Here is a 24,223-nt window from a genome sequence, read left to right as displayed (position 1 = left end):
TGAAAAACACCGGACAGGTTTTTACAAAAAGACGTTTTGAATCAACAGAGTTAAGCGTCTTTTGGTCAATCCGGCAATCACATTGGTAAAATAGGTCAGAAAAGATTTCCGATAACTGCCAAAAATCTCAGCCTGAAACGGATGGCATTGATATCCATATGCCATCCGGCGATTTAAAATATGCTCAGGCTTACAGACCTAATCCGCCGATACAGACATATTTGGTGTCGAGATAGTCTTCGATTCCCTGATGTCCGCCTTCTTTGCCAAGACCGGACTCTTTCAGACCACCGAACGGTGCCTCAACGGTTGAGATCAGTCCTTCATTGACGCCGACGAGACCATATTTCAGCCCTTCCATCACACGGAAGGCGCGTCCGAGATCCTGCGTATAGAAATAGCAGGCAAGGCCGTATTCGGTATTATTGGCCTGTTCGATTACATCTTCTTCGGATTTGAATTTATAGACCGGTGCAACAGGGCCAAAAATTTCTTCTTTGGTGAAGCGCATACGCGGTTTGGCATCGGCAATCACAGTCGGTTCGAAATAGCTGCCGCCCAGTGCGTGGCGCTTACCGCCGGTAACAATGCGGCCGCCTTTTTTGGTCGCATCAGCGATGAATTCTTCAACCTTTTCGACCGCATTCATATCAATCAGCGGCCCCTGCTGGGTACCGGAATCCATACCATTGCCGACTTTAAGCTGCTCCACAGCTTCTGTGAATTTCTCAACAAAGCGGCTGTAGATTTTGGACTGGACGAAGAACCGGTTGGTGCAAACACAGGTCTGGCCGGAATTGCGGAACTTGGCGGCAATCGCACCGGCAACCGCGCGATCCAGATCAGCATCATCAAATACGATAAACGGCGCATTGCCACCCAGTTCCATCGAGACTTTTTTGACAGTGCCTGCTGTCTGCTTCATCAGCAGCTTGCCAATTTCAGTCGAGCCGGTGAAGGTCAGTTTGGCAACCTGCGGATTACGGGTCAGTTCGCCGCCGATTTCGCTGGCAGAACCAGTGAGAATATTGACTACCCCCGCCGGAATACCTGCTTCTTCACACAGCACGCCCCATGCCAGACCGGAATAAGGTGTCTGCGTTGCCGGTTTCACCACGACTGTACAGCCCGTTGCCAAAGCAGGGCCGATCTTGCGTGCCAGCATAGAAGACGGAAAATTCCACGGTGTAATCGCTGCGACAACGCCCACCGGTTCTTTGGTCACCATAATACGGCGATCTGCCCAAGGGGACGGCACCACATCACCATAAACACGCCGCGCTTCTTCCGCATACCACAGAATATAGGCGGCAGAGCTTGCTACCTCACCTTTGGCTTCCGTGAACGACTTGCCCTGCTCCATGGTCAGAATTTCAGCAAGTGCATCCTGATTGGCCAAAATCAGATCATGCAATTTACGCATTTTCTGCGAGCGCTCATTGGCTGTGGTTTTGCGCCAGCTTTTAAAAGCTTGTGCAGCGGCTTCAATCGCGCGCGCAGTCTCTGCCTTACCGGATTTCGGGATTGTGCCGATCGCCTTGCCGGTCGCCGGATTCATAACATCGATCGTTGCACCGCTATCTGCAGCCACCCACTGGCCGCCGATCAGATTAGCCTGTTTGATAAACCGGCTGGTATTCGCATTCATAACTTCTCTCCTCACGACAATACATGCAATTACCCTCAAAATCGCATGCTTGTTTCCCGCTCAGATCAAGGGCTTTGGCGCGGATAATGTCAAGGGATCAGCGCGAAAACCGCCTCACCCCCAAACCGCCTGCGCCAGAGCGATCCACATTGCCAGCGTAACGGCAGATGCGGCCGTCGCCAGCACCATCGAGGTTGAAGACAAGCCCTGCCCCACGCCGAATCGCGTGGCAATCAGATAGGAATTAACGCCCGACGGCAGCGCCGCAGCGGTAATCGCAACCTTAGCCGTCAAAGGCGGCAGCCCGACCAGCCATGCCATAGCAAAAACCACAGCAGGCATCAGCATCAGTTTGAAAGAAGCATTCACACCGGCGGCAATCACATTGCCGGAAATGCCGAATTTCTTCAGCCCCATCCCCATGGCAAACAGCGCCAAAGGCCCCGATACATCAGCCAGCATCGAAATCAGCTGCATCGGCAATTGCGGAACCGACAGGCCGGAAAGGCGCACCAGCCAGCCCGCAAGAATGCCGATAACCAGCGGATTGCGCAGCAGAGACGTGATAAACTTAACCGCCGTATCATAGCGGCTGGTTTCACCGCTGATTATGCCGTCCTTGCGCAAAGCCCATTCATTCAGCATCAGCGATGCGGCCATCATCAGCGGCATATGAATGCTGATAATCAACGAAATAATCACCAGCCCCGCCTCACCGTAAACGCCGAGCATCAACGGCATGCCAAGAAAAACCAGATTGGAAAAAGCGCCGGTCACACCGGCCACGACGCCTGCCCGCCGGTCACGGCCGAACATGAAACGGATTCCGCAATGCGCGGCAGTCCATGCAACAACGACACCGGTAAAATAGACCAGCCACAATTCCCAAGGATTACTCGACTGAAAATCAGCGGTCATCATTGTACGGAAAAGCAACAGCGGCGTAGAGACGACAAATACGAAATCAGCGAGACCATCTCCGGTCGTATCGCTCAATATCTTCAGCCTCGCAAATAGGTAGCCAAGCATAATAATGCTGAAGATAATTGTAATTGTGGCCGCGAGACCCATATTTCACCATACTTATCTGCAATGCCGCGAAGAAATTATGCTTTAAAGCATTCTTGATTCCTGCGCAGATTTACAAATTTCTTGTAAATCGCCAAACTCTTGCTGATTTCTTCATAAATTTGCGCAATATGAAAGATCAGTCAGGGCATATTCTGAAAATTGCATAACGCTTTTCAGAATATAATATGTGTAAATTGATCCCCGCTTATCAGACAAGCTGTTGCAAAATGGCACAAGCGGAAGATCTTCATATTCTCAGGGTCTTACTCAGAGGGGGAATATATCTTTCCCTTTTGAGCGAAAAACGCTAGACACGCCCTGATTAAACAACGATGCCTGCTGGTTCGGGCCTGATACAAGGATTTTCAAATTGTCCTCAACATTTGACAAAGTAGCTGATATTATTGCTGAAACCAGCGAAATTGACCGCGCTTCCATTACGCCTGAAAGCCATACAATCGACGATCTGGGCATCGACAGCCTTGATTTCCTCGACATCGTTTTCGCAATTGATAAAGCTTTCGGTATCAAGATTCCTCTGGAACAGTGGACTCAGGAAGTGAACGAAGGCAAAGCAGATACTGAAGAATATTTCGTTCTGAAGAATCTCTGCGCAAAAATCGACGAACTCGTCGCTGCCAAACAGGCCTAATTTAAGTTAAATTGACGCGCAGTGTGGAAAACAAACCATACCGCGCGTCTTTTTACAGGCAGTGGTTTATAACCGCGTGTTATCTCAAACACGCAGTGCTTTATAAATGTGAGTAAATCACAAAACATTGATCGCCGCTTGATGCGGCTTTTGTCATTGATAAGTATGTTTCAGGGATAAATCTGTCCCTGTCATAATTATACCACTGTAAGATCCTGCCTTCGGGTAAGTTACGACCGGAAATCAAGCGAGCAGCTCATGCACAGCAAAAAAGTTCTCATCACCGGCATCGGCCTCATCACCTCTCTGGGTGAAGGCGTGGAAGCCCATTGGTCTGCCCTCACATCAGCAGGGACGCAGCCGAAGCTCGATACAGAGAATTTCGCTCCTTACACAGTTCACCCGTTGGGCGAAGTTGACTGGTCTCAGCAAATTCCGAAGCGCTCCGACCAGCGCCAGATGGAAACATGGCAGCGTCTCGGTACCTATGCGGCAGGTCTTGCCTTGCAGGATGCCGGTATCAAAGAGAATGAAGCGCTCTGCTCCACAATGGATATGATTGTGAGCGCCGGTGGCGGCGAACGCGATATCAGCGTGGACACACAAATTCTCGATGCAGGCCGCGGCAATAACCAGCCTGGTTTAATTCTCAACGAAAAGCTCTCCACAGAACTGCGCCCGACGCTGTTTCTGGCGCAGCTTTCCAACCTGCTTGCCGGCAATATTTCAATTGTTCATAAAGTTACCGGCTCTTCGCGCACTTTCATGGGTGAAGAAGGTTCCGGCATTTCCGCTGTAGAAACTGCAGCAGCCCGCATCCGCACCGGCCAGAGCACCCATGCTCTCGTTGGCGGTTCTTACAATGCGGAACATTTCGACATGCTGCTCGGCCATGAGCTCGGCGGTTTCCTTAAGTCCGACGGCTGGGCTCCGGTCTGGGCACGTGAAGGCTCGCAGGGCGGCGGTATGATTACCGGCTCCGGCGGCATCTTCCTCGTTCTTGAAGAAGCCGAACACGCCAAAGCCCGTGGCGCGCGCGCCTATGGTGAGATTGAATCCATTTCCAGCGGTCAGATCCGTCGCGGCAAGGAAGACCTGACCGCAGCTGTTTCAGCACTGATTGAAGACAATAGCTTTGTTGTGTCCGGTGCATCCGGCGCCCATCAGCCGACAGCTGCAGAAAAAGCAGCTTTGAGCGCTAAATCTGCCAGCTACCGCGGTGTATCCGGCCTGTTCGGCCATATGCGTGAAGCACAGTTCCCTCTGGCACTTGCGCTTGCCGCACTCAGCGTCTGGAAAGGCGAAGCTTTTGCTCCGCTTTCCGGTGATGAAACAGCACGCAGCGGTGCGCTTGACCGCGCCACAGCACTGACCGTCGGAGCCACCCGCTCCGAAGGTGCAGCCATTATTGTAAAAGCCTGATCGGAGGTCACCATGTCAAAATTTACCGATCATCTCGGCCGCCCTCTCGTTGCCATAACCGGTGCCGGTGTTGTTTCCCCGCTGGGAACCGGCAAGGAAGATAACTGGAACGCCCTGACCGGCGGTCAGTCCGGCATTCACGAAATCAACCGTTTTCCGACCGAAAATCTCAAGACCCGCATCGCCGGTACAGTAGATTTCCTGCCGGAAAGCACAATCGGCGCATCTGCTCTGTCTGAAAAACTGGCACGTCTTGCCGGTGAGGAAGCCATTGCCCAGTCCGGTCTGTCGGTTACAGATTTCGGCGGCCCGCTGTTTCTGGCAGCGCCACCGGTTGAACTGGACTGGAAAAGCCGTTTTGCATTGGACGCACTGGTAAAAAATCAGGGTGAACCAAGCTATCAGCTGCTGCTCGAAGCCTGCCGCAACAATCCGCGTATGGACGAATTCAACACCACACAATTCGGCTATATTGCCGAGCGTCTGGCTGATATTTTCGGCACACGCGGCCTGCCCGTAACCATGTCCACCGCTTGCGCATCAGGCGCGACCGCTATTCAGTCCGGTGTTGAAGCAATCCGCCGTGGTGAAAGCGACCGCGTTCTGGCCATCGGTACAGACGGTTCTGTTTCCGCTGAAGCACTGATCCGCTTCTCACTGCTTTCCGCTCTGTCCACGCAGAATGACCAGCCGCACAAGGCTTCCAAGCCATTCAGCAAAGACCGTGATGGTTTTGCTATGGCTGAAGGTTCCGGCGCTCTGGTGATGGAATCGCTGGAAAGTGCCATTGCCCGCGGTGCAAAAATTCTCGGTATTCTCAAAGGTTGCGGCGAAAAGGCGGATGATTTCCACCGCACCCGTTCCAGCCCAGATGCTTCACCGGCTATCGCCACTGTGCGCGCAGCCTTGGATGATGCAGGTCTGACCATTGACGATATCAGCTATGTCAACGCACATGGCACATCGACACCGGAAAATGACAAGATGGAGTATCACACTCTGTCCTCCGTCTTCGGTGAACGCATCAGCTCAATTCCGGTTTCGTCCAACAAGTCGATGATCGGTCATACACTGACGGCTGCCGGTGCGATTGAAGCCGTGTTCTCGCTGCTGACAATTCAGACCGGAACACTGCCGCCGACCATCAATTACGACAATCCTGATCCGGCAATCGCGCTCGACGTGGTGCCGAATGTAAAACGGGATGCCAATGTCACTGCCATTCTGTCGAACTCTTTCGGCTTTGGCGGTCAGAATGCCAGCCTCGTGGTTGCAGCGCATCAATAAGCGCGCAACTCCGTACAGGCACTCAAAATTTAATAAGGATAGAACTCAAACATGCGCGCATTACAGCTTCTCGATGACCGCCGCTTGGAAATCACCGACATTCCGGCTCCTGAAAAGCCGGGTTTTGGTGAAGTTACCGTCAATATCAAAGCGGTTGCCCTCAACCATATCGATGTATGGGGCTGGCGCGGCATGGCTTTTGCCAAACGCAAAATGCCGCTGGTCATCGGCGCGGAAGCATCGGGCGTTGTCACCGCAATCGGTGAAGGCGTATCCAATGTTCTGCCGGGTCAGCTGGTGTCAATCTACGGCGCCCGTACCTGTGGCCTGTGTAAAGCCTGCCGCGAAGGCCGCGACAATCTTTGCGAACATGTTTCCGGTGTTCATGGCTTCCACCTCGATGGTTTCGCCTGTGAGGCTGTTAATCTGCCAGCACGCCTGCTGATCCCTGCACCTCCGGGTGTTGATGCAATCGGCGCGGCTGTTGCCCCTGTCACTTTCGGTACCGTTGAACATATGCTGTTCGACAATGCCAAGCTGCAGCCGGGTGAAAGCATTCTTATTCAGGCCGGTGGTTCCGGTATTGGTACGGCTGCTATTCAGCTTGCCAAGAAAATGGGCTGCACGGTTTACACCACAGTTGGTTCAGACGACAAAATCGAAAAAGCCAAAGCGCTCGGTGCCGATCACGTTATCAACTACCGTGAAGACCGTTTTGAAGGTGTTATGCGCAAGCTCACCAAGAAAAAAGGCGTCGACGTGGTATTCGAGCATGTTGGTGCCGATACATGGGCTGGCTCCATGCTGTCACTGAAGCGCGGCGGCCGTCTGGTCACTTGCGGTTCCACCTCCGGTGTTTCGACAAATATGAACCTGATGATGCTGTTCCAGCAGCAGCTTAAACTGCTCGGTTCCTTCGGTTGCCGCATGGAAAACATGGCCGATGCCATGCAGAAAATGGCTCAGGGCATTGTCTCTCCGGTGATTGATACTGTGGTCGGCTTTGAAGATATCGACACAGCTCTGAAGCGCATGGAAACCCGTGACGTCTTCGGCAAAATCATTCTGAAAATTGACTGATCCTCAATTTATCAATGCGGATTATCTTGCAGCGCCCTGTGTTTTAACGCACAGGTCGCTGTAAATTTATCAAGACTTAAGGCACCACATGTTCAAGCTGAAACTCCTTGCGTTCAAATATTGGCAAAAGCTGAAAATTGCCAATTACTGGCTGTGGGCGCAGGCAGTCTTCATTTTGCTGGCGCTGCTTCGTTTGCTGCCTGCCAAAGCCGCCATCCGGTTTTCCGCTTGGGTTGCCCGCAAAATCGGCCCGCTGTCGTCACGTCATAAAGTGGCAACACGCAATCTCGCCAATGCCTATCCTGAAAAATCGCCTCAGGAGATTGAAGAAATCGCACTGGAAATGTGGGACAGCATGGCGCGTCTGCTGGCTGAATATGTGTTTCTCGATGCGATCTTCGATTTTGATCCTGACGCGACAGAAAAAGGCCTGATTGAAGTCGAGGGCGAAGAGATTTTCCGTCGTCTGCTCGATGAGAAAAAGCCGCATATATTCTTCACCGCCCATACCGGTAATTTTGAGCTACTGCCGATTTGCGCCGCAACTTTCGGCCTCAATGTTACCGCGCTGTTCCGTCCGCCGAATAATCCGTTCATCGCCCGCAAAGTGCTGAAAGCCCGCCGAACCAATATGGGGCATCTGGTGCCATCCAAAGCCGGTGCTGCATGGTCGCTCGCTGCGGTGCTGGGACAAGATGACAATGTGGGCATGCTTGTTGACCAGAAGTTCGCCCGCGGCGTGCCGAGCACATTCTTCAACCTGCCTGTAAAAACCAATCCGCTTTTGGCCAAACTTGCCCGTCAATATGATTGCGATGTTTATCCGGCACGCTGCATCCGCCTGCCTGGCGGTCGCTACCGTCTGGAATTATCGGAAGCAATGGAATTGCCGCGTGATGCAAATGGTCAGGTTGATATTGCTGCCACTGCCCAATTGCTCAACGACACGGTTGAAGGCTGGGTGCGTGAATATCCGGGTCAATGGATGTGGTTCCACAAACGTTGGGGCTAATCCATGACTTTAGGCACATGCGACTTCACATAAACTTGTATGGATGCGCATAGCGTGCTAACCGCCTGCAAACGGAACAGAGCCTCGCTCAAGGCTTAGAAACAAGGATCTCCTCATGTCCCGCCCGATTATCATTGCACCTTCCATTCTCGCATCTGACTTTTCCAAGCTTGGTCAGGAAATCAAAGATGTTGTGACTGCCGGTGCAGACTGGATTCATATCGACGTGATGGACGGGCATTTTGTACCAAACATCACTTTTGGTCCGGATGTGGTAAAAGCAATCCGCCCGCATACAGATGCAGTGTTTGATACCCATCTGATGATTGCACCTTGCGATCCTTATCTGGAAGCATTTGCCAAGGCCGGTTCGGACATTATCACCATTCACGCAGAGGCAGGCCCTCACCTGCACCGCTCGCTGCAGGCCATTCGCAACCTCGGCAAAAAAGCCGGTGTTGCGATCAATCCGGGTACCCCTGCCTCGGTGCTGGAAAATGTGATTGATGATGTTGATCTCATTCTGGCAATGACTGTTAATCCGGGCTTCGGCGGTCAGAAATTCATCACCTCCATGCTGCCGAAGATCGAACAGCTCAATGCACTGATCGGCAATCGTCCGATTGATTTGCAGATCGACGGCGGTGTCACGGCAGAGAATGCCGGTGCTGCAGCTAAAGCCGGTGCCAATTCTCTGGTGGCCGGTTCCTCCATTTATAAGGCCGGCAATCTTGAAGGTTACCGTGCCAATGTCGAGGCAATCCGCAAGGCTGCGGAGCAAGGCCGCGCTTAATTGAATTCTGACAGGCGGATAGCAATATCCGCCTGAAATTTTTAAAACGACCGGTTCACCGGTTCTCCCGTCTAATACACTTTAGGAAACGCACATGATCCCGCGCTATTCCCGCCCTGAAATGGTTGCCATCTGGTCGCCGGAAACCAAATTCCGCATCTGGTTTGAGATTGAAGCTCACGCCTGTGATGCACTGGCTGAAATCGGCGTTATCCCGAAAGAATCCGCGAAAACCATCTGGGAAAAAGGCGGCGCGGCGAAATTTGACGTTGCCCGTATTGATGAGATCGAAGCCGTCACCAAACATGACGTCATCGCATTCCTCACCCATCTGGCTGAATTTGTCGGTCCTGACAGCCGTTTCATCCATCAGGGCATGACCTCGTCGGACGTTCTCGACACCTGCTTCAACGTACAGCTGATGCGTGCCAGCGATCTGCTGCTCGCTGATCTCGACAAGCTGCTGGCAGCGCTGAAAACCCGCGCTTACGAACATAAAGACACCATCACCATTGGCCGCAGCCATGGTATCCACGCTGAACCAATTACGTTCGGCGTTAAAATGGCACTGGCCTATGCGGAATTTGAACGCTGCCGCGCCCGTCTGGTTGCTGCACGCGAAGAAATCGCGACCTGCGCAATCTCCGGTGCGGTCGGCACATTCGCCAATATCGACCCGCGCGTTGAAGAACATGTTGCCAAGTCGCTCGGCATGAAAGCCGAGCCGGTTTCCACACAGGTTATCCCGCGCGACCGTCATGCCATGTACTTCTCGGTTCTGGCGGTTATCGCTTCTTCTGTTGAGCGTCTGGCTGTTGAAATCCGTCATCTGCAGCGCACAGAAGTGCTGGAAGCCGAAGAGTATTTCTCACCGGGTCAGAAGGGTTCGTCGGCAATGCCGCATAAGCGCAACCCTGTGCTGACAGAAAACCTGACCGGTCTTGCCCGCATGGTTCGCTCCATGGCGCTGCCTGCAATGGAAAACGTGGCTCTGTGGCATGAGCGCGATATTTCGCACTCTTCCGTTGAACGTATGATCGGCCCTGATGCGACGATCACGCTCGACTTCGCCCTCGCCCGTCTGACCGGCGTGATCGAGAAGCTGCTTGTTTATCCTGAAAATATGATGAACAACCTGAACAAGTTCCGTGGTCTGGTACATTCGCAGCGCGTGCTGCTGGCTCTCACTCAAGCTGGCGTATCGCGTGAAGACTCTTATCGTCTCGTTCAGCGCAATGCGATGAAGGTATGGGAACAGGGCAAAGACTTCCTCGAAGAACTGCTGGCCGATGCGGAAGTCCGCGCAGCACTCTCCGAAGAGCAGATCCGCGAGAAATTCGACCTCGGCTATCATACCAAACACGTTGATACGATTTTCAACCGCGTATTCAAATAATCGAGCCTATTATTAAGACAATAAAAATCCCCGTCATGATGATCATGGCGGGGATTTTTGCATTTCAGAACATTAAATTTTATTGATGCGGATCTCATTCCCCCACGGATCATCAATCACGCGCGTTTTTACATCACGCGTATCATTGATCTGCACAAAGGACAGACCGCTGCGATCAAGATCACGTTTACCGGCGCCAGCACTCTGCCAGATATTATTGGCAATGTGGTGATGATAACCGCCGGAAGACAGAAACACAGCTTTTGAGCCGTATTTTGCTACGGTATCGAATGCCAGCTCATCATGCCACCAGTCATCCGCAGGCTGAATTTGCCCGACACGCAGATGCACATGGCCGACAACAGTGCCTTCCGGCGCTTTTGTCCACTCTGACGGCGCATTGTTCAACTCCTGCAAAAGACCATTCACATCCATGGCATCGGTCACCATATGCACCTGATCGCCGTTCCACTTCCATGTATCCGGCGCACGATCAGTATAAATCTCAATACCATTTCCATCAGGGTCGGTCAGATACACAGCTTCACTCACCGCATGATCGGATGCACCGGCAACCGGCAGCTGCTTGTCAATAGCGCGACGTATCCAGCGTGCCAGATCAGCGCGTTCAGGCAACAAAAAAGCGGTATGAAACAGACCGGCACTGCGCGGATCTTCCGGCTTCAGAGCCGAAGATTGTTCAATCTCCAGCAATTCCCGCCCGCCTGCACCAAGAATAATCGAGGAGCCGCGACGTGCCATTTCACGCAGACCGACAATATTTTCATAATATTGCGCCAGCGTTTCAGCATCGCGCGACTTCAGCCCGACGCGTTCAACATAAGCCGGACGTGTCACTGCAAATGGTAATTTAGTCATAATTTCATCCCCGTTTCTGCACCGCGGAATTGTCTGCCGACAGCAATAACAGGTTTAGCGGTTACTTTCAGATAACCTATAAATCGCTCGTCGCCGGACAAGTTGCAATACACAGAGCGGCAAACACGCTGTTCACAAAATAAAATACAATCGCCGCAGAAATCGCAAAACTGTCCACTGAGATGAAACAATTTACGGCATCATCTTTAAAATATGTCTCTGAATAATAATATGAATGGCAGTGAAAACTGCGCTCTCCGCCAAGCAGAGATACGCAGAAGCAATATTGAATAAACGCTTCAGGCAGAGTAAATCAGGCATATGAAAGTTAAAGACGCAGATATCCTCATCATTCCCGGCTATACCAATTCCGGTCCTGACCACTGGCAGACACGCTGGGAGAATAAGCTCTCCACCGCCCGCCGTGTGCAGCAGGCAGAATGGTCAAAGCCTGTTCGCGAAGACTGGGTTGCTTCCCTCATCAAGCATGTTGAGGAAGCCACTAAGCCTGTCGTGCTGGTCGCGCATTCGCTGGGTGTGCCAACAGCTGTGCATGCTATTCCGCATATCAAAGACAAGGTTGCCGGCGGCTTTTTCGTCGCGCCGCCGGATGTGCTGGATGAAACGATTCGCCCGAAACATCTGATGACTTTCGGCCCTTATCCGCGTGAGCGCCTGCCGTTTCCGGCCATCACCATTGCCAGCCGCAATGATCCGTTCTCAAAATTTGAGTCGGCCGAAGATATTGCAAATGCATGGGGCTCGCTGCTGATTGATGCCGGTGAAGCCGGTCACATTAATGCAGAATCCGGACATGGCCCATGGCCGGAAGGCACCATGGTCTTCACCCAGTTTCTGTCCAAGCTCTGAAAGAAAAAGCCGCTTAAAAGCGGCTTTTTTATTATTCATCCCATGCTTTCAGCATCGCCGATGCACCGGCAGCCAGATAGCCCCGATCCGAGGCCAGCGTTATGAAACGGAAGCCCAGAGCATTATACCGTTTGGCAAATCCGCTGTTGGGCGCATAAATTCCGGCCAGCTTGTTGCTTGCGGCTGCTTTTTGCGCAATCCGCGTCAGCGGCTCAACAATATCCTCGGAAAGCGGATTGGCTTCACGGCCGTTGCTCCATGCAATTGAAAAATCCGCAGGCCCGACAAACACACCATCAATTCCGTGCACAGCCAGAATATCATCCAGCGCCTCATAGGCTGCACGGGTTTCGATCATCGCAAAACTCAATGTTTCCTGATTAACCGTGCGCAAATATTCATTGGAACCGGCCTGCCCGTAGCTGATATCACTGCGCAGCGGCCCCCATGAGCGCTCACCGACCGGCGGATATTTCATGGCAGCGGCAAAGGCTTGCGCATCTTCAACGGAATTGATCATCGGAGCAATCACCGCATTGGCTCCGAAATCCAGAGCGCGGCTGGCTGTATCAAAGCGACCGACTGGAATACGCACAATAGCAGGCTTACCGGCGGCTTTTATTGTACCGATACCCTGACAGATGCTGGCCTCGGTATGCGAACCATGCTGCATATCCATCGTCACCGCATCAAAGCCCAGAGCGCTGATATTCTCCAGCAAAAGCGGATCAGAGATAGTACTCCAAGCGGAACGAACCGTTTCGCCGGAGCGCAAACGGGTGACCAAAGAGTGTGATATTGTCATGAATGCACCTGTATGTGTCTTATATTTCAGAATGTTCCCGACGGACACCTTAGAGCGCAATGAAAAAGGCGTCTATGCGCTTCACAGTAAACATCAAATAAAAAAGCCGCACGGAGCGTTCCGTGCGGCTTTTCAGAAGTTCTATAAAGACTGATTATTCAGCGCTGATCTGCTTGGCAGCTTCCTCAAGCAAATCAAGCAATTGCACACGTAACTCAGCATCGCTGACATTGACCGATGCGGCACTGAAATCAGCGGTAATTTTGCGGATAACATCCTCGTCACCGGCTTCTTCAAAATCTGCACGAACCACTTCACCGGCATAAGCCTGTGCGTCTTCTCCGGTTTTACCGAGTTTTTCAGCAGCCCAGAGGCCAAGCATTTTATTGCGCCGGGCAATCGCGCGGAACCGCAGATCTTCGTCATGGGCAAATTTGTTTTCGAATGTATTGCGACGTTCGTCCATTCCGCTCATAGGTCCCTCACATATCAGTTAGTCGGTTTATTCTTGATCTTTATTATACGCCGCCCGCAACGAAATCACAGTGTAATGCATGGCTGCTTTAGGCATATAGGGTTCGCATAATGGCACAACCAGAGGCTGCGCACAGAAAAAGCATAAAACAATCACTGAAAAACAGCATAGCGGCATAAAGGATGATTGTTAAAAGTTATCATTTGCGCTAGGGAACGCAGACATTGCGGCTGCAGTGGCCGCTTCCTGAAACATCGGGATGAGACGAGACGTCTCAAAACGGTCTCAGCAAACCCCAGAGGTTCCTAAACCCCATGAATCGACGCCGCCGTATTTACGAGGGCAAGGCCAAAATCCTTTACGAAGGACCGGAGCCAGGCACGCTCATTCAGTTTTTCAAAGATGATGCCACCGCTTTCAATGCCAAAAAGCATGAAGTGATTGATGGCAAGGGAGTGCTGAACAACCGCATTTCCGAATACATCTTTACGCAGTTGAACAAGATCGGCATTCCGACCCACTTTATCCGCCGTGTCAACATGCGCGAGCAGCTGATTAAAGAAGTCGAAATCATTCCGCTTGAAGTCGTTGTGCGCAATGTTGCCGCCGGCTCACTGGCCAAGCGTCTGGGGATTGAAGAAGGCACTGTTCTGCCACGCTCAATCATTGAATTCTACTACAAAGCCGATGCGCTCGATGACCCGATGGTCTCCGAAGAGCATATCACTGCATTTGGCTGGGCAAGCCCTGCAGAGCTCGATGATATTATGGCACTTGCCATCCGTATCAACGACTTCCTCACCGGCCTGTTCCTCGGCGTCGGCATTCAGCTGGTCGATTTCAAAATCGAATGCGGCCGTCTGTTCGAAGGCGACATGATGCGCGTGGTTCTGGCCGATGAAATTTCGCCGGACTCAGCCCGTCTCTGGGATGTTGCCACCAACGAGAAAATGGACAAAGACCGTTTCCGCCGCGATATGGGTGGTCTGGTTGAGGCCTATCAGGAAGTGGCACGCCGTCTCGGCATTATCAACGAGAACGAGCCGCCGCGCCCTACCGGCCCGACACTGGTTAAATAACGTCATTTCAGCCCGGGAAGTCTGCCGCTTTCCGGGCTGTGTCTTTCAGGCAGTATTTCCGCGTTGCGGAGACTGTACATTCCCTCTTCTAAAATACAGGATAACAAAGTGATTAAGGCACGCGTCACCGTCACACTGAAAAACGGCGTTCTCGACCCTCAGGGTAAAGCCATTGTCGGCGCTCTCGGCAGCCTCGGCTTTGATGGCGTCAATTCTGTACGTCAGGGCAAGGTTTTTGATGTTGTTCTTGAAACTGCGGACAAAACAAAGGCTGAAGCCGAGCTGAAAGCCATGTGCGAAAAGCTTCTCGCCAATACCGTTATTGAAGATTACAGCTTCGACATCGCCTGATCTCTTTCTTTTGATGTCATCTGACATCATATTATGAAGAGTAGTTAAAGCAGTTGCAGGAAAAGCGGGAACCGCCTTTACGGGCAATCAGATTACCGGCAGTTCGCCGGCTGATAATTTTCCGCTCCGATCCGTCCGCTACTGCGTTGGATTAAAAGAAAGTAATCTGCACTATGAAATCAGCAGTTATCCTTCTTCCCGGCCTGAACCGCGACCGCGATATGATTGCCGCACTGACAAAAATCGGTGACAAAGCTCCGCAGACCGTGTGGCAGACCGACACAGAAATTCCTGATGTTGACCTGATCGTTATTCCGGGCGGCTTTTCCTACGGCGACTATCTGCGCTGCGGTGCGATTGCAGCCCGTATGCCTGTGATGCAGGCATTGCGCAAAAAGGCAGAAGCCGGTGTGCGCGTCATCGGTGTCTGCAACGGCTTCCAGATTCTGCTCGAAGCAGGTCTCCTGCCGGGCGCGCTGATGCGCAATACTTCGCTGAAATTCGTTTGTCGTGAAGTAAAGCTCGAAATCGCCAATAACCAGACCGTCTTCACCCGCGGTTACGAACAGGGTCAGATCATTCGCAGCCCTGTTGCCCATCATGACGGCAATTATTTTGCTGAAAGCGATGTTCTGAAATCGATCGAAGACAATGGTCAGGTTGTGTTCCGTTATGCGGAAGGCACCAACCCGAATGGTTCAGTCAATGACATTGCCGGTATTACCAATGCACAAGGCAATGTGCTCGGCATGATGCCGCATCCGGAAAATCTGATCGAACAGGCGCATGGCGGTACCGACGGCCGCGCGCTGTTTGCATCGGCGCTGGATCGTCTGGCTTCCTAAATCAGGTTATGCCCGCTTTGCGCAATAACGCGGCGCGGGCATTTCCTTTTACAGCAGCATGACCTGCATAACAGCAAAACGGGAGGAAGTACTATGAAGCTCTATAACAAGCCTTTATCACCCTACTGCGCCTTTATCCGCATTATTGCTGAGGTCAAAGACCTGCCGCTGAAACTGATTGATGCGCCTGCCGGACCACCGCTGCCGGAGAGCTTCCGTGAAATCTCCCCTATGCGCCGCATTCCTGTGCTCGTCACCGGTTCCGGTGAAACACTGTTTGAAGCCTCTGTAATTGCAGAATATCTGGAAGAGCGTTTTCCTGAAAAACCGATGCTCCCGGCCGATCCGAAAGACCGCGCACAAATTCGCATCATTATGCGTCTGCTCGATCTGGATGTGCTGCCGTCGATCATCCCTGTTTTGCTGGCAGGCCCTGCCAATCCGCTTCCTGCGGATAAAGCAGCGAAAGTCTTCAACCATGTACACCATGCATTGAAAACCGTTGAAGACCGTATTTCTTCCGGCCCTTACGCATTAGGTGAGCATGTGACACTGGCGGATGCATGGCTTGCGCCAACGCGCTTCCTGCTGGAAAGCCTGCGTCGTTTTCCAGGCTTTGAAACCATTCTGGATGATTGCCCGAATATCGAAGGCTATAAAACCAATGCAGAAGGTATTCCTGAAATCGCTGCCGTTTTAGGCGAAATGCAGGATGCCCGCAAAGCTCTGGCGAAAGCTAGCTAAAGCCTAAAAAACGCAAAGCCTGACAAACAATAGTCAGGCTTTGCAAATGCTGAAATACCATACAATCATTTCCCCTGCGGAGCTCAGTCTTTAATGAAATTGGCGCATATAATTGTAATGGCTTTGTCCGCAGTTGCTTTAAGCGGATGTCTCGCGTCTAAAAAATCCCCGTCTCCCGCATCGGGCAATGTGAGCCATACGGCTTTAGCGACCATGGAGCGCGTGGCGCTTGGTGCAAGACAATGCTGGTTTAAATCCGGCGACCCTCAGTTCCGCCAATATACGCTGGCGCCGGAACTGGTTTCTTATACCGGCCGACCGCGTATTCTCGTCGTCCCAGCAAAGAACCCGAATGACCGGCCTTTGCTGGTTGTGCAGGCAGAAGGCAATCCGGGACGGATGGAGCGTTTCGGCCCGTTAATGCAAAGCCCGCTTTCCGAACGCATCGAGCGCGATACAGCGCGCTGGGCTTCCGGACAAAAAAGCTGCTAACCGATTATGCCAGCGAAGCTGGCGGCACATAAGAATTAAGCATCGAACCTATCACATATCCGAGCTCCGGCTCATAGATCAAAGAAGACAGCGACACCGATATGGACAGCAAAAAGTCAATCCGTAATGATTACCCGATCACACCGGAACTGATTGCCTCACACGGCCTCAAGCCCGACGAATACCAGCGCATTCTTGACCTGATCGGTCGTGAGCCAAGCTTTACGGAGCTGGGTATTTTCTCGGCAATGTGGAACGAGCATTGCTCGTATAAATCCTCCAAGAAATGGCTGCGCACTCTGCCAACAACCGGCCCGCGCGTTATTCAGGGCCCGGGTGAAAATGCCGGTGTTGTCGATATTGATGACGGCGATTGCGTTGTTTTCAAAATGGAAAGCCACAACCACCCGTCTTATATCGAGCCATATCAGGGCGCGGCGACCGGTGTCGGCGGTATTTTGCGTGACGTATTCACCATGGGTGCCCGTCCGGTTGCAGCCATGAATGCTCTGCGTTTCGGTGAGCCAGACCATCCGAAAACCCGTCACCTCGTTTCCGGCGTTGTTTCCGGTGTTGGCGGTTACGGCAATGCTTTCGGCGTGCCGACTGTCGGCGGTGAAGTGGAGTTTGATGCCCGTTATAACGGCAACATTCTCGTCAATGCTTTTGCAGCGGGTCTCGCAAAATCCGATGCGATTTTCTATTCCAAGGCTGAAGGCGTTGGCCTGCCGGTTGTTTATCTCGGTGCGAAAACCGGTCGTGACGGCGTTGGCGGTGCGACAATGGCATCGGCTGAATTTGATGAATCGATTGATGAAAAGCGCCCGACCGTTCAGGTTGGCGATCCGTTTACCGAAAAATGCCTGCTTGAAGCCTGCCTTGAGCTGATGGCTTCCGGTGCGGTTATTGCCATTCAGGATATGGGCGCTGCCGGTCTCACCTGCTCCGCCGTTGAAATGGGCGCCAAAGGCGATCTCGGCATTGAACTGAACCTCGACACCGTACCGGTGCGCGAAGAGCAGATGTCCGCCTATGAAATGATGCTCTCTGAAAGTCAGGAACGCATGCTGATGGTGCTGCGTCCTGAACAGGAAGCAGAAGCACAGGCGATCTTCAAAAAATGGGGTCTGGATTTTGCTATCGTTGGTAAAACCACTGATGACCTGCGTTTCCGCGTCTTCCATCAGGGTGAACAGGTTGCCGATCTGCCGATCAAGGAACTCGGTGATGAGGCGCCTGAATATGATCGTCCGTGGACACCGGCTGTTGCACCAAAAGCGCTGGCTGCCGATGATGTACCGGCGGCCGATATTGCTGACAGCCTGATTAAGCTGCTCAATTCCGCCAATGGTTCTTCCCGCCGCTGGGTCTATGAACAATATGACACGCTGATTCAGGGCAACTCCCTGCAATTGCCGGGTGGCGATGCCGGTGTGATCCGCGTTGACGGCCATGAAACCAAAGCTCTGGCTTTCTCTTCCGACGTAACACCGCGTTATGTGGAAGCTGATCCGTTTGAAGGCGGTAAGCAGGCTGTAGCCGAGTGCTGGCGCAACCTGACAGCAACCGGTGCTACACCGCTTGCTTCGACCGACAACCTCAATTTCGGTAATCCTGAGCGTCCTGAAATCATGAGCCAGCTGGTTCATGCGATCAAAGGTATTGGCGAAGCCTGCCGCGTGCTGGAATTCCCGATTGTTTCCGGTAACGTATCGCTCTATAACGAAACCAATGGTCAGGGCATTCTGCCGACACCGACCATCGGCGGCGTTGGCCTGATCAAAGACTGGTCGAAAATGGCACGCATCCGTTTTGCAGGCGAAGGCGAAGCCATTCTGCTCGCAGGCGCACCGGAAGGCTGGGGCACACATATTGCCCAGTCCGCCTATATGCGTGACGTTCACAACCGCATCGACGGCCCTGCTCCGCATGTTGATCTGGCGCATGAAAAAGCGACCGGCGACTTCGTTCGTGGTCTGATCGAAGATGGTCTGGTTACCGCTGTTCACGACTGTTCATCGGGCGGTCTGGCGCAGGCTGTTGCTGAAATGGCTATCAAAGGCGAAATCGGCGCAACCATTAATGAACCGGCAGCCCATAATCCGGTTCTCACCTTCTTCGGTGAAGATCAGGGACGTTATGTGCTGACCGTGACCGAAGCCAATCTGGCACAGGTACAGAGCCGCGCAGAAAAAGCCGGTATTGCAGCACCATTCATCGGCCGCACCGGTGGTAAGTCTGTTATCCTCGGTTCCGCAAAGCCTGTATCTGTTGAACAGTTGCATCAGGCCTATGAATCATGGTTCCCTGACTATATGAACGGCGAAATCTGATACTAAAGCATGGCGCAGCTAAATGGTTTCATTTAGCGTTCGCGAACATGCGACAATGAAAAGAATCTAGAGCGATCGCTATCAGTTCCATTAAACGCGACACGCTCTAGATTTTAATACCCGTTAATAACGGAGCCTGCGTCTTGAAACACCGAGACGCAGGCTCCAATTTAAGAAGAGTATCCCCAAAAGCTTAAGACAGGTTTTGGACAAGATGCTAAAACAAAAAAACAGAGCTGGTGCGACAGAACAGATCGGTCGCGGCACACTCTGATCAGAAAAAATGCTCTCGGAGGATTTTAATATGGCTATGGCACCTGGTGATATTGAAGACATGATCAAGGCAGGCATTCCCGGCGCTGTTGTCAGCATCCGCGACCTTGCCGGAGACGGTGATCATTACGCTGCCGAAGTCGTAGCGGAAGCCTTTCGCGGTAAAACCCGCGTTCAGCAGCATCAGATGGTTTATGACGCCCTCGGCGGCAATATGGGCGGCGTGTTGCACGCATTGGCATTGCAGACCCGCGCACCGGAATAACAATTCACTGAGCCTGAGTGCAGTGCAGTCAGGCTCACAAAATACCCTGCGGCAACAGGCGTTCTGGAAGATGTTTCCTGCATCGCTTAAAAAGCAGCCGATATTTAAAGCATTTCCAGCAAAAGTGGGAACCGGTTTTGCGTCAGGAAATGCGTTAAAACAAAGAAATAGAGCATTTCCTCTGATACAATCAAAACCGGAAATGCTCTAAAGCCTAACTCTGGCGGAATTTGTCCCGCCGGCAATGAAAGGACACTCCCATGAGCGGCATCACTGCGCTTATCGATAATGAAGTCAAAAACAACGATGTCGTGCTTTTCATGAAAGGCACACCGGATTTCCCGCAATGCGGTTTCTCCGGTCAGGTTGTTCAGGTGCTGGATTATATCGGTGTTGACTATAAAGGCATCAATGTTCTGGCTTCTGACGAAATCCGTCAGGGCATCAAGGAATATTCCAACTGGCCGACTATTCCTCAGCTTTATGTAAAAGGTGAGTTCATCGGCGGTTGCGATATCGTGCGCGAAATGTTCCAGGCCGGTGAATTGCAGGCTCTGCTGACAGAAAAAGGCATTGCCACCAAGGCAGCCTGATCCGCAGCAAAGACTTCACGAATATGTGATTATCAAAAAACGGCAGATCTTCTGCCGTTTTTTTTCATTTAAACTATTAGAGCGCCGTGCGCCCTATTGGGCGCACAAAGGTCGCTCTAACACTTGAAAATAAGAGCAGAATTTAAACTTAAACTGATTCAAGTTTAAAAAAATTATGCTCTAAATAGAATTTATCATTCCGGCCAGATTGCGCTCTGCGCAAATCCCTATATGTTGGAATATACCGGCCTGTAAAACTGCTTCGCCAGAAATTTGAGCGCAGTATCTCACGAATGCGGCGAAAAGTTCTTCCGGTATCAATATTTTCAAACAGTATTTATCTGCGGCACCGCCTGCATAAGGCTGCATCGAATTGCTGCGGTAAATGCCCTTCCTGAAGTTTCAGGTCACAAGATTGCGGACGCCCCTGTAACCGTTTTGAGGCTGCACGGCTTTCGCCCTTTATAGCTCGGCAGATACCGGACTGTTTCTGCCTGCGCGCTATTCAAAACACCTCTGTTCCGTAAACAATCCGAGTTTCAGCGGTTTGCGGAACATCGCTTCAGTATCCGGCCACAGACACAACAATAGCAAATTGTGTCATCATCAGTCTGCCGGTTGCTGATCCGCAATAGATTTTTCCGACCGTATTTCCGGCCGGACAAGGCATGTAAAAGATGAAAAGTGAACTTCCTGCAGATGCGGTATCTGCATCCGGCAATCAAGCCTCCGACGGATTTAAATTATCCAGACCGGAGTTTATTGCCCTTATCGCGGCACTGATGGCAATCAATGCGCTGGCTATTGATGTCATGCTGCCCGCTTTGGCCGAAATCGGCAATTCTCTCGGTGTTCTGACACCGAACCATCACCAATATGTCGTTACAGTCTACCTGTTCGGCTTTGCAGTCTCACAGCTGCTTTATGGCCCGATCAGTGATCGTTTTGGCCGTAAAAAGCCACTGCTGATCGGTATCGGCATTTATGTCGTCACCTCGCTGGCCTGCGTCTGGGTGCCGGAATTTAATATGCTGCTGGTTCTGCGCTTCCTGCAGGGGATCGGTGCCGCAGCTACCCGCGTCATGACTGTTTCGATTGTGCGTGACCGCTATTCCGGCCGCGCTATGGCTGAAATCATGTCGCTTGCCATGATGGTCTTCATGATTGTTCCGGTGATTGCACCGGCAACCGGCGAAGTCATTCTGATCTTCTCCGAATGGCATATGATCTTCGGCTTTATGGCTTTGTTTGCCTGTGTGATCGGCTTCTGGGCCTATTCCCGTATGCCGGAAACTCTGGCACCGGAAAACCGCCGTCCTTTCACAGCCAAATCCATTATCAGCGGCTTCGGCATTGTTATCGGTAACCGCGTGGCATTCTGCTACACGCTGGCCGCATCCTTTATGCTCGGCTCGCTGTTCGGCTTCATCAATTCTGCACAGCAGATTTATGTCGGCATTTATGATCTGGGACGCGGCTTTCCGGTAGCATTTGCTGCCGTTGCCGCCTTCATGGCACTGTCCGCCTTCCTGAATTCACGGATGGTCGGACGTTTCGGCATGCGCCGGATTTCGCAGGTATTGCTGATTACATTTATCAGCCTCAGCCTGCTGCTGTTCCTGCTGTCGGTGTTTTTTGAAGGCCCTGTGCCATTCCCGATTTACATCGTGATCTTCGCGCTGATCATGTTCTGCTTCGGCTCTATCGGCGGCAACTTCAACGCCTTGGCGATGGAACCGCTCGGACAGGTTGCTGGTACGGCTTCTTCCGTTCTCGGCTTTGTACAGTCACTGACCGGTGCAGCGATCGGTATGCTGATCGGCCAGTCCTTCAACGGCACAACCGTACCAATGGCACTTGGCTATTTCATTGTCGGTGCTATCGCGATGGTGTTTGTGCTGATTGCAGAACAGGGCAAATTGTTCCGCGCGGTATCGCCTTCACCGCAGCATGTGATTGAGAAATAAAAGAAAAAGGCCGCTTAATGCGGCCTTTTCCTTTATAGAACAGATAATTACTTCTGCCACAGCGCCTGTTTGATCGCCTGCCAGCTGTCTTTATCCGGTGCGATAATCAAACCGCCATCAACATGACCCGGTCTATAAGCACTGCCGTCAAGCCGCGCAGTATAACCACCGGCTTCCTGATGGATCAGATTACCGGGCAGATGATCCCAAGGCATCAGCTTGTTATAAACCGCGAAATGCGCAGAACCGGTGGCAATCACGCGATATTCATGCGCTGCACAGCGATAGCCGAGATGCGAGAGAAACTTCGCCTGATTACCGGCAACCAGCGTACGATCCGGCTCCGGCAGATATTGCCATGACACACAGCCGGTCATTTCCTTGAGCGCCGGAGCGTCAGCAACACGCACTTTATGTTCACTGCCATCGGCACGGCGGATATAGCTGCCCGCCCCTTTAACGCCGATCAGCCAGTCACGCCCCATCGGGTCATAGATAATACCGGCAACGGTCTCGCCCTTGATATTAACTGAGAGCATGACACCAAACAGCGGCACGCCGGATGCGAAATTGAATGTGCCATCCACCGGATCAATGGTGAAAGCCAGATCCGCAGAGTTAAGACCATCCAACAATGCCGGATTGTCACTGCAGGCTTCTTCACCAACGATCATCGCACCGGCAAAGCGCTCACGCAGAGCAGCGGTGATCACCTTTTCCGAATTAACATCAGCCTCAGTCACCAGATCAGCAGCCGAGGTTTTCTGGCGGATATCGCCACTGTCCAGCCGGCGAAAGCGCGGCAGAATTTCAGTGTCAGCGGTCGAGCTGAGCAAATCAGCCAGCCAGTTAATCTCGCGATGATCAAACATAGTCTGCTTCCGTTATTCTTCTGAGGAGGAGGATAGTTCCGGCGCTACCAGCGACGCAAAATCAAAAATCTTACGATCCAGCAAATGGCTCGGGCGCACATTGGCCAGCGCGCGGATCATCGTATCTTTACGACCCGGCATACGCTTTTCAATATCGGTCAGCATCGCCTTCATCATATTGCGCTGTAAGCCGTCCTGACTGCCGCACAGATCGCAAGGAATGATCGGGAACTCCATCGCTGTGGCAAATTTTGCCAGATCATCTTCCGCTGCATAGGCCAGCGGGCGCAAGACCAGCAAATCGCCCTCATCATTCAGCAGTTTCGGCGGCATCGATGCCAGACGACCACCGTGGAACAGATTCATGAAAAAGGTTTCGAGAATATCTTCGCGGTGATGACCAAGCACCAGCGCCGAGCAGCCCTCTTCACGCGCAACACGGTAGAGATTACCGCGACGCAGACGGGAGCAAAGCGCGCAATAAGTTTGATTTTCAGGCACCTTATCCGTCACGATCGAATAGGTGTCCTGATATTCAATGCGGTGGATAATCTGATTTTTGGTCAGATAATCCGGCAGAATATGTTTCGGGAAATTCGGCTGTCCCTGATCGAGATTACAGGCAATCAGATCAACCGGCAGGAGACCACGCCATTTCAGATCAAGCAGCAGCGCCAGCAAGCCATAGGAATCCTTACCGCCTGACAGCGCAACCAGCCAGCGGTCACCCGGACGCACCATGGCGAAATCATCCATCGCCTGACGGGTCTGGCGCAGCAAACGCTTACGCAGCTTATTGAAGCCCACCGAGGACGGCACATTGCGGAACAGCGGGTGGCACCCGTCTCCGCCCATGTCCTCATCACTCATGGATGCATAATCATCCAGTTCCTGACTGATATCGGAAACCGGCGCAGATTTCGCCAATTTGTCCTGCAAATCTGAACCTGTATCGCCGTTCAGGGCTGTATCGTGAATATTCATAATATCTCTGCTGCAAAAAACTGCTGTTAGAGCAT

General features: G+C 52.2%; 24 protein-coding genes. 17 read left to right on the top strand and 7 right to left on the bottom strand.

Annotated elements, in window-relative coordinates:
* Positions 1-190: 190 nt before the first annotated feature.
* Entirely contained in the window at positions 191-1,648 is a 1,458-nt protein-coding gene (locus JNC80_RS06745) for an NAD-dependent succinate-semialdehyde dehydrogenase (RefSeq protein ID WP_151159028.1), read from the bottom strand.
* Positions 1,649-1,762: 114 nt separating this feature from the next.
* Positions 1,763-2,719: an AEC family transporter gene (locus tag JNC80_RS06740; protein ID WP_376709836.1), complete on the bottom strand. Its 957-nt coding sequence runs from the start codon at positions 2,717-2,719 to the stop codon at positions 1,763-1,765.
* A 370-nt stretch (positions 2,720-3,089) separates the two neighbouring features.
* On the opposite strand from JNC80_RS06740, the gene JNC80_RS06735 reads away from it, so the two are divergent.
* The 7 genes from JNC80_RS06735 to purB all read left to right on the top strand — a co-directional run bounded on the left by JNC80_RS06735 (position 3,090) and on the right by purB (position 10,361).
* Complete coding sequence (locus JNC80_RS06735) at positions 3,090-3,371, top strand: acyl carrier protein (protein WP_022711508.1); 282 nt, start codon at positions 3,090-3,092, stop codon at positions 3,369-3,371.
* A 258-nt stretch (positions 3,372-3,629) separates the two neighbouring features.
* Positions 3,630-4,793: a beta-ketoacyl-ACP synthase gene (locus tag JNC80_RS06730; RefSeq protein WP_376709835.1), complete on the top strand. Its 1,164-nt coding sequence runs from the start codon at positions 3,630-3,632 to the stop codon at positions 4,791-4,793.
* A 12-nt stretch (positions 4,794-4,805) separates the two neighbouring features.
* Positions 4,806-6,080 carry a beta-ketoacyl-ACP synthase gene (locus tag JNC80_RS06725; protein WP_113944946.1) on the top strand — a complete coding sequence of 425 codons (1,275 nt, stop codon included), beginning with the start codon at positions 4,806-4,808 and terminating at the stop codon, positions 6,078-6,080.
* A 51-nt stretch (positions 6,081-6,131) separates the two neighbouring features.
* A complete protein-coding gene (locus JNC80_RS06720; protein WP_075654854.1) occupies positions 6,132-7,160 on the top strand; it encodes a zinc-binding dehydrogenase in 1,029 nt (342 codons plus the stop codon).
* An 88-nt stretch (positions 7,161-7,248) separates the two neighbouring features.
* Complete coding sequence (locus tag JNC80_RS06715) at positions 7,249-8,172, top strand: lipid A biosynthesis lauroyl acyltransferase (protein WP_376709833.1); 924 nt, start codon at positions 7,249-7,251, stop codon at positions 8,170-8,172.
* Between the two features lie 115 nt (positions 8,173-8,287).
* Entirely contained in the window at positions 8,288-8,965 is a 678-nt protein-coding gene (rpe, locus tag JNC80_RS06710) for a ribulose-phosphate 3-epimerase (protein ID WP_075654852.1), read from the top strand.
* Positions 8,966-9,059: 94 nt separating this feature from the next.
* On the top strand, positions 9,060-10,361 hold the full coding sequence (gene purB / locus JNC80_RS06705) for an adenylosuccinate lyase (protein WP_221720250.1): 1,302 nt from the start codon (positions 9,060-9,062) through the stop codon (positions 10,359-10,361).
* Between the two features lie 72 nt (positions 10,362-10,433).
* Here the strand turns inward: purB and JNC80_RS06700 are convergent, their stop codons facing one another.
* On the bottom strand, positions 10,434-11,270 hold the full coding sequence (locus JNC80_RS06700) for a VOC family protein (protein WP_376709902.1): 837 nt from the start codon (positions 11,268-11,270) through the stop codon (positions 10,434-10,436).
* 291 nt (positions 11,271-11,561) lie between these two features.
* On the opposite strand from JNC80_RS06700, the gene JNC80_RS06695 reads away from it, so the two are divergent.
* Positions 11,562-12,110 (top strand): alpha/beta hydrolase, encoded by a 549-nt coding sequence (locus tag JNC80_RS06695; protein ID WP_151159023.1) that lies wholly within the window; start codon positions 11,562-11,564, stop codon positions 12,108-12,110.
* A gap of 31 nt (positions 12,111-12,141) precedes the next feature.
* Here JNC80_RS06695 and JNC80_RS06690 read toward each other — a convergent pair whose 3' ends face one another.
* The gene (locus JNC80_RS06690; RefSeq protein WP_376709901.1) at positions 12,142-12,909 is read right to left on the bottom strand and encodes an HpcH/HpaI aldolase family protein; all 768 of its coding nucleotides are present in this window, start codon (positions 12,907-12,909) and stop codon (positions 12,142-12,144) included.
* 160 nt (positions 12,910-13,069) lie between these two features.
* Complete coding sequence (locus JNC80_RS06685; protein ID WP_075654849.1) at positions 13,070-13,390, bottom strand: DUF1476 domain-containing protein; 321 nt, start codon at positions 13,388-13,390, stop codon at positions 13,070-13,072.
* A gap of 314 nt (positions 13,391-13,704) precedes the next feature.
* Between JNC80_RS06685 and purC the strand changes: the two genes are divergently transcribed.
* From purC to JNC80_RS06640, 9 genes are all read left to right on the top strand, one after another.
* Positions 13,705-14,469, top strand: a complete 765-nt coding sequence (gene purC / locus JNC80_RS06680; protein ID WP_022711521.1) for a phosphoribosylaminoimidazolesuccinocarboxamide synthase — start codon at positions 13,705-13,707, stop codon at positions 14,467-14,469.
* Positions 14,470-14,577: 108 nt separating this feature from the next.
* Positions 14,578-14,820 (top strand): phosphoribosylformylglycinamidine synthase subunit PurS, encoded by a 243-nt coding sequence (gene purS / locus JNC80_RS06675; protein WP_121993372.1) that lies wholly within the window; start codon positions 14,578-14,580, stop codon positions 14,818-14,820.
* Positions 14,821-14,993: 173 nt separating this feature from the next.
* A complete protein-coding gene (purQ, locus tag JNC80_RS06670; protein ID WP_376709830.1) occupies positions 14,994-15,665 on the top strand; it encodes a phosphoribosylformylglycinamidine synthase subunit PurQ in 672 nt (223 codons plus the stop codon).
* Between the two features lie 93 nt (positions 15,666-15,758).
* Positions 15,759-16,409 carry a glutathione S-transferase family protein gene (locus tag JNC80_RS06665; protein ID WP_151159021.1) on the top strand — a complete coding sequence of 217 codons (651 nt, stop codon included), beginning with the start codon at positions 15,759-15,761 and terminating at the stop codon, positions 16,407-16,409.
* Between the two features lie 93 nt (positions 16,410-16,502).
* The gene (locus tag JNC80_RS06660; RefSeq protein WP_022711525.1) at positions 16,503-16,901 is read left to right on the top strand and encodes a hypothetical protein; all 399 of its coding nucleotides are present in this window, start codon (positions 16,503-16,505) and stop codon (positions 16,899-16,901) included.
* Positions 16,902-17,002: 101 nt separating this feature from the next.
* Positions 17,003-19,234: a phosphoribosylformylglycinamidine synthase subunit PurL gene (gene purL / locus JNC80_RS06655; protein ID WP_075654847.1), complete on the top strand. Its 2,232-nt coding sequence runs from the start codon at positions 17,003-17,005 to the stop codon at positions 19,232-19,234.
* Between the two features lie 304 nt (positions 19,235-19,538).
* Positions 19,539-19,772 (top strand): BolA/IbaG family iron-sulfur metabolism protein, encoded by a 234-nt coding sequence (locus JNC80_RS06650; RefSeq protein WP_022711527.1) that lies wholly within the window; start codon positions 19,539-19,541, stop codon positions 19,770-19,772.
* Positions 19,773-20,032: 260 nt separating this feature from the next.
* Entirely contained in the window at positions 20,033-20,365 is a 333-nt protein-coding gene (gene grxD, locus JNC80_RS06645; RefSeq protein ID WP_022711528.1) for a Grx4 family monothiol glutaredoxin, read from the top strand.
* 677 nt (positions 20,366-21,042) lie between these two features.
* The gene (locus JNC80_RS06640; RefSeq protein WP_022711531.1) at positions 21,043-22,332 is read left to right on the top strand and encodes a multidrug effflux MFS transporter; all 1,290 of its coding nucleotides are present in this window, start codon (positions 21,043-21,045) and stop codon (positions 22,330-22,332) included.
* 47 nt (positions 22,333-22,379) lie between these two features.
* Here JNC80_RS06640 and JNC80_RS06635 read toward each other — a convergent pair whose 3' ends face one another.
* Both JNC80_RS06635 and ttcA read right to left on the bottom strand, forming a co-directional pair.
* Positions 22,380-23,204, bottom strand: a complete 825-nt coding sequence (locus JNC80_RS06635; protein ID WP_376709828.1) for an inositol monophosphatase family protein — start codon at positions 23,202-23,204, stop codon at positions 22,380-22,382.
* A gap of 12 nt (positions 23,205-23,216) precedes the next feature.
* The gene (gene ttcA, locus JNC80_RS06630; RefSeq protein ID WP_376709900.1) at positions 23,217-24,074 is read right to left on the bottom strand and encodes a tRNA 2-thiocytidine(32) synthetase TtcA; all 858 of its coding nucleotides are present in this window, start codon (positions 24,072-24,074) and stop codon (positions 23,217-23,219) included.
* Positions 24,075-24,223 lie beyond the last annotated feature (149 nt).

It is taken from the genome of Pseudochrobactrum lubricantis (genome assembly GCF_041929865.1).
Classification (GTDB): domain Bacteria; phylum Pseudomonadota; class Alphaproteobacteria; order Rhizobiales; family Rhizobiaceae; genus Pseudochrobactrum; species Pseudochrobactrum saccharolyticum.
Note: the sequence above shows the minus strand (reverse complement) of the source record. Positions and strands in the feature narration are given on the sequence as shown.

Excerpts from the sequence above, each read along its gene's own strand:
- JNC80_RS06715 (WP_376709833.1), top strand. The coding sequence starts at position 7,249 with ATGTTCAAGCTGAAACTCCTTGCGTTCAAATATTGGCAAAAGCTGAAA.
- JNC80_RS06660 (WP_022711525.1), top strand. The coding sequence starts at position 16,503 with ATGAAATTGGCGCATATAATTGTAATGGCTTTGTCCGCAGTTGCTTTA.
- purQ (WP_376709830.1), top strand. The coding sequence starts at position 14,994 with ATGAAATCAGCAGTTATCCTTCTTCCCGGCCTGAACCGCGACCGCGAT.
- JNC80_RS06650 (WP_022711527.1), top strand. The coding sequence starts at position 19,539 with ATGGCTATGGCACCTGGTGATATTGAAGACATGATCAAGGCAGGCATT.
- JNC80_RS06635 (WP_376709828.1), bottom strand. The coding sequence starts at position 23,204 with ATGTTTGATCATCGCGAGATTAACTGGCTGGCTGATTTGCTCAGCTCG.
- purC (WP_022711521.1), top strand. The coding sequence starts at position 13,705 with ATGAATCGACGCCGCCGTATTTACGAGGGCAAGGCCAAAATCCTTTAC.
- JNC80_RS06665 (WP_151159021.1), top strand. The coding sequence starts at position 15,759 with ATGAAGCTCTATAACAAGCCTTTATCACCCTACTGCGCCTTTATCCGC.
- grxD (WP_022711528.1), top strand. The coding sequence starts at position 20,033 with ATGAGCGGCATCACTGCGCTTATCGATAATGAAGTCAAAAACAACGAT.
- ttcA (WP_376709900.1), bottom strand. The coding sequence starts at position 24,074 with ATGAGTGATGAGGACATGGGCGGAGACGGGTGCCACCCGCTGTTCCGC.
- JNC80_RS06720 (WP_075654854.1), top strand. The coding sequence starts at position 6,132 with ATGCGCGCATTACAGCTTCTCGATGACCGCCGCTTGGAAATCACCGAC.
- JNC80_RS06685 (WP_075654849.1), bottom strand. The coding sequence starts at position 13,390 with ATGAGCGGAATGGACGAACGTCGCAATACATTCGAAAACAAATTTGCC.
- rpe (WP_075654852.1), top strand. The coding sequence starts at position 8,288 with ATGTCCCGCCCGATTATCATTGCACCTTCCATTCTCGCATCTGACTTT.
- JNC80_RS06695 (WP_151159023.1), top strand. The coding sequence starts at position 11,562 with ATGAAAGTTAAAGACGCAGATATCCTCATCATTCCCGGCTATACCAAT.
- JNC80_RS06745 (WP_151159028.1), bottom strand. The coding sequence starts at position 1,648 with ATGAATGCGAATACCAGCCGGTTTATCAAACAGGCTAATCTGATCGGC.
- JNC80_RS06640 (WP_022711531.1), top strand. The coding sequence starts at position 21,043 with ATGAAAAGTGAACTTCCTGCAGATGCGGTATCTGCATCCGGCAATCAA.
- purL (WP_075654847.1), top strand. The coding sequence starts at position 17,003 with ATGGACAGCAAAAAGTCAATCCGTAATGATTACCCGATCACACCGGAA.
- JNC80_RS06730 (WP_376709835.1), top strand. The coding sequence starts at position 3,630 with ATGCACAGCAAAAAAGTTCTCATCACCGGCATCGGCCTCATCACCTCT.
- purB (WP_221720250.1), top strand. The coding sequence starts at position 9,060 with ATGATCCCGCGCTATTCCCGCCCTGAAATGGTTGCCATCTGGTCGCCG.
- JNC80_RS06740 (WP_376709836.1), bottom strand. The coding sequence starts at position 2,719 with ATGGGTCTCGCGGCCACAATTACAATTATCTTCAGCATTATTATGCTT.
- JNC80_RS06725 (WP_113944946.1), top strand. The coding sequence starts at position 4,806 with ATGTCAAAATTTACCGATCATCTCGGCCGCCCTCTCGTTGCCATAACC.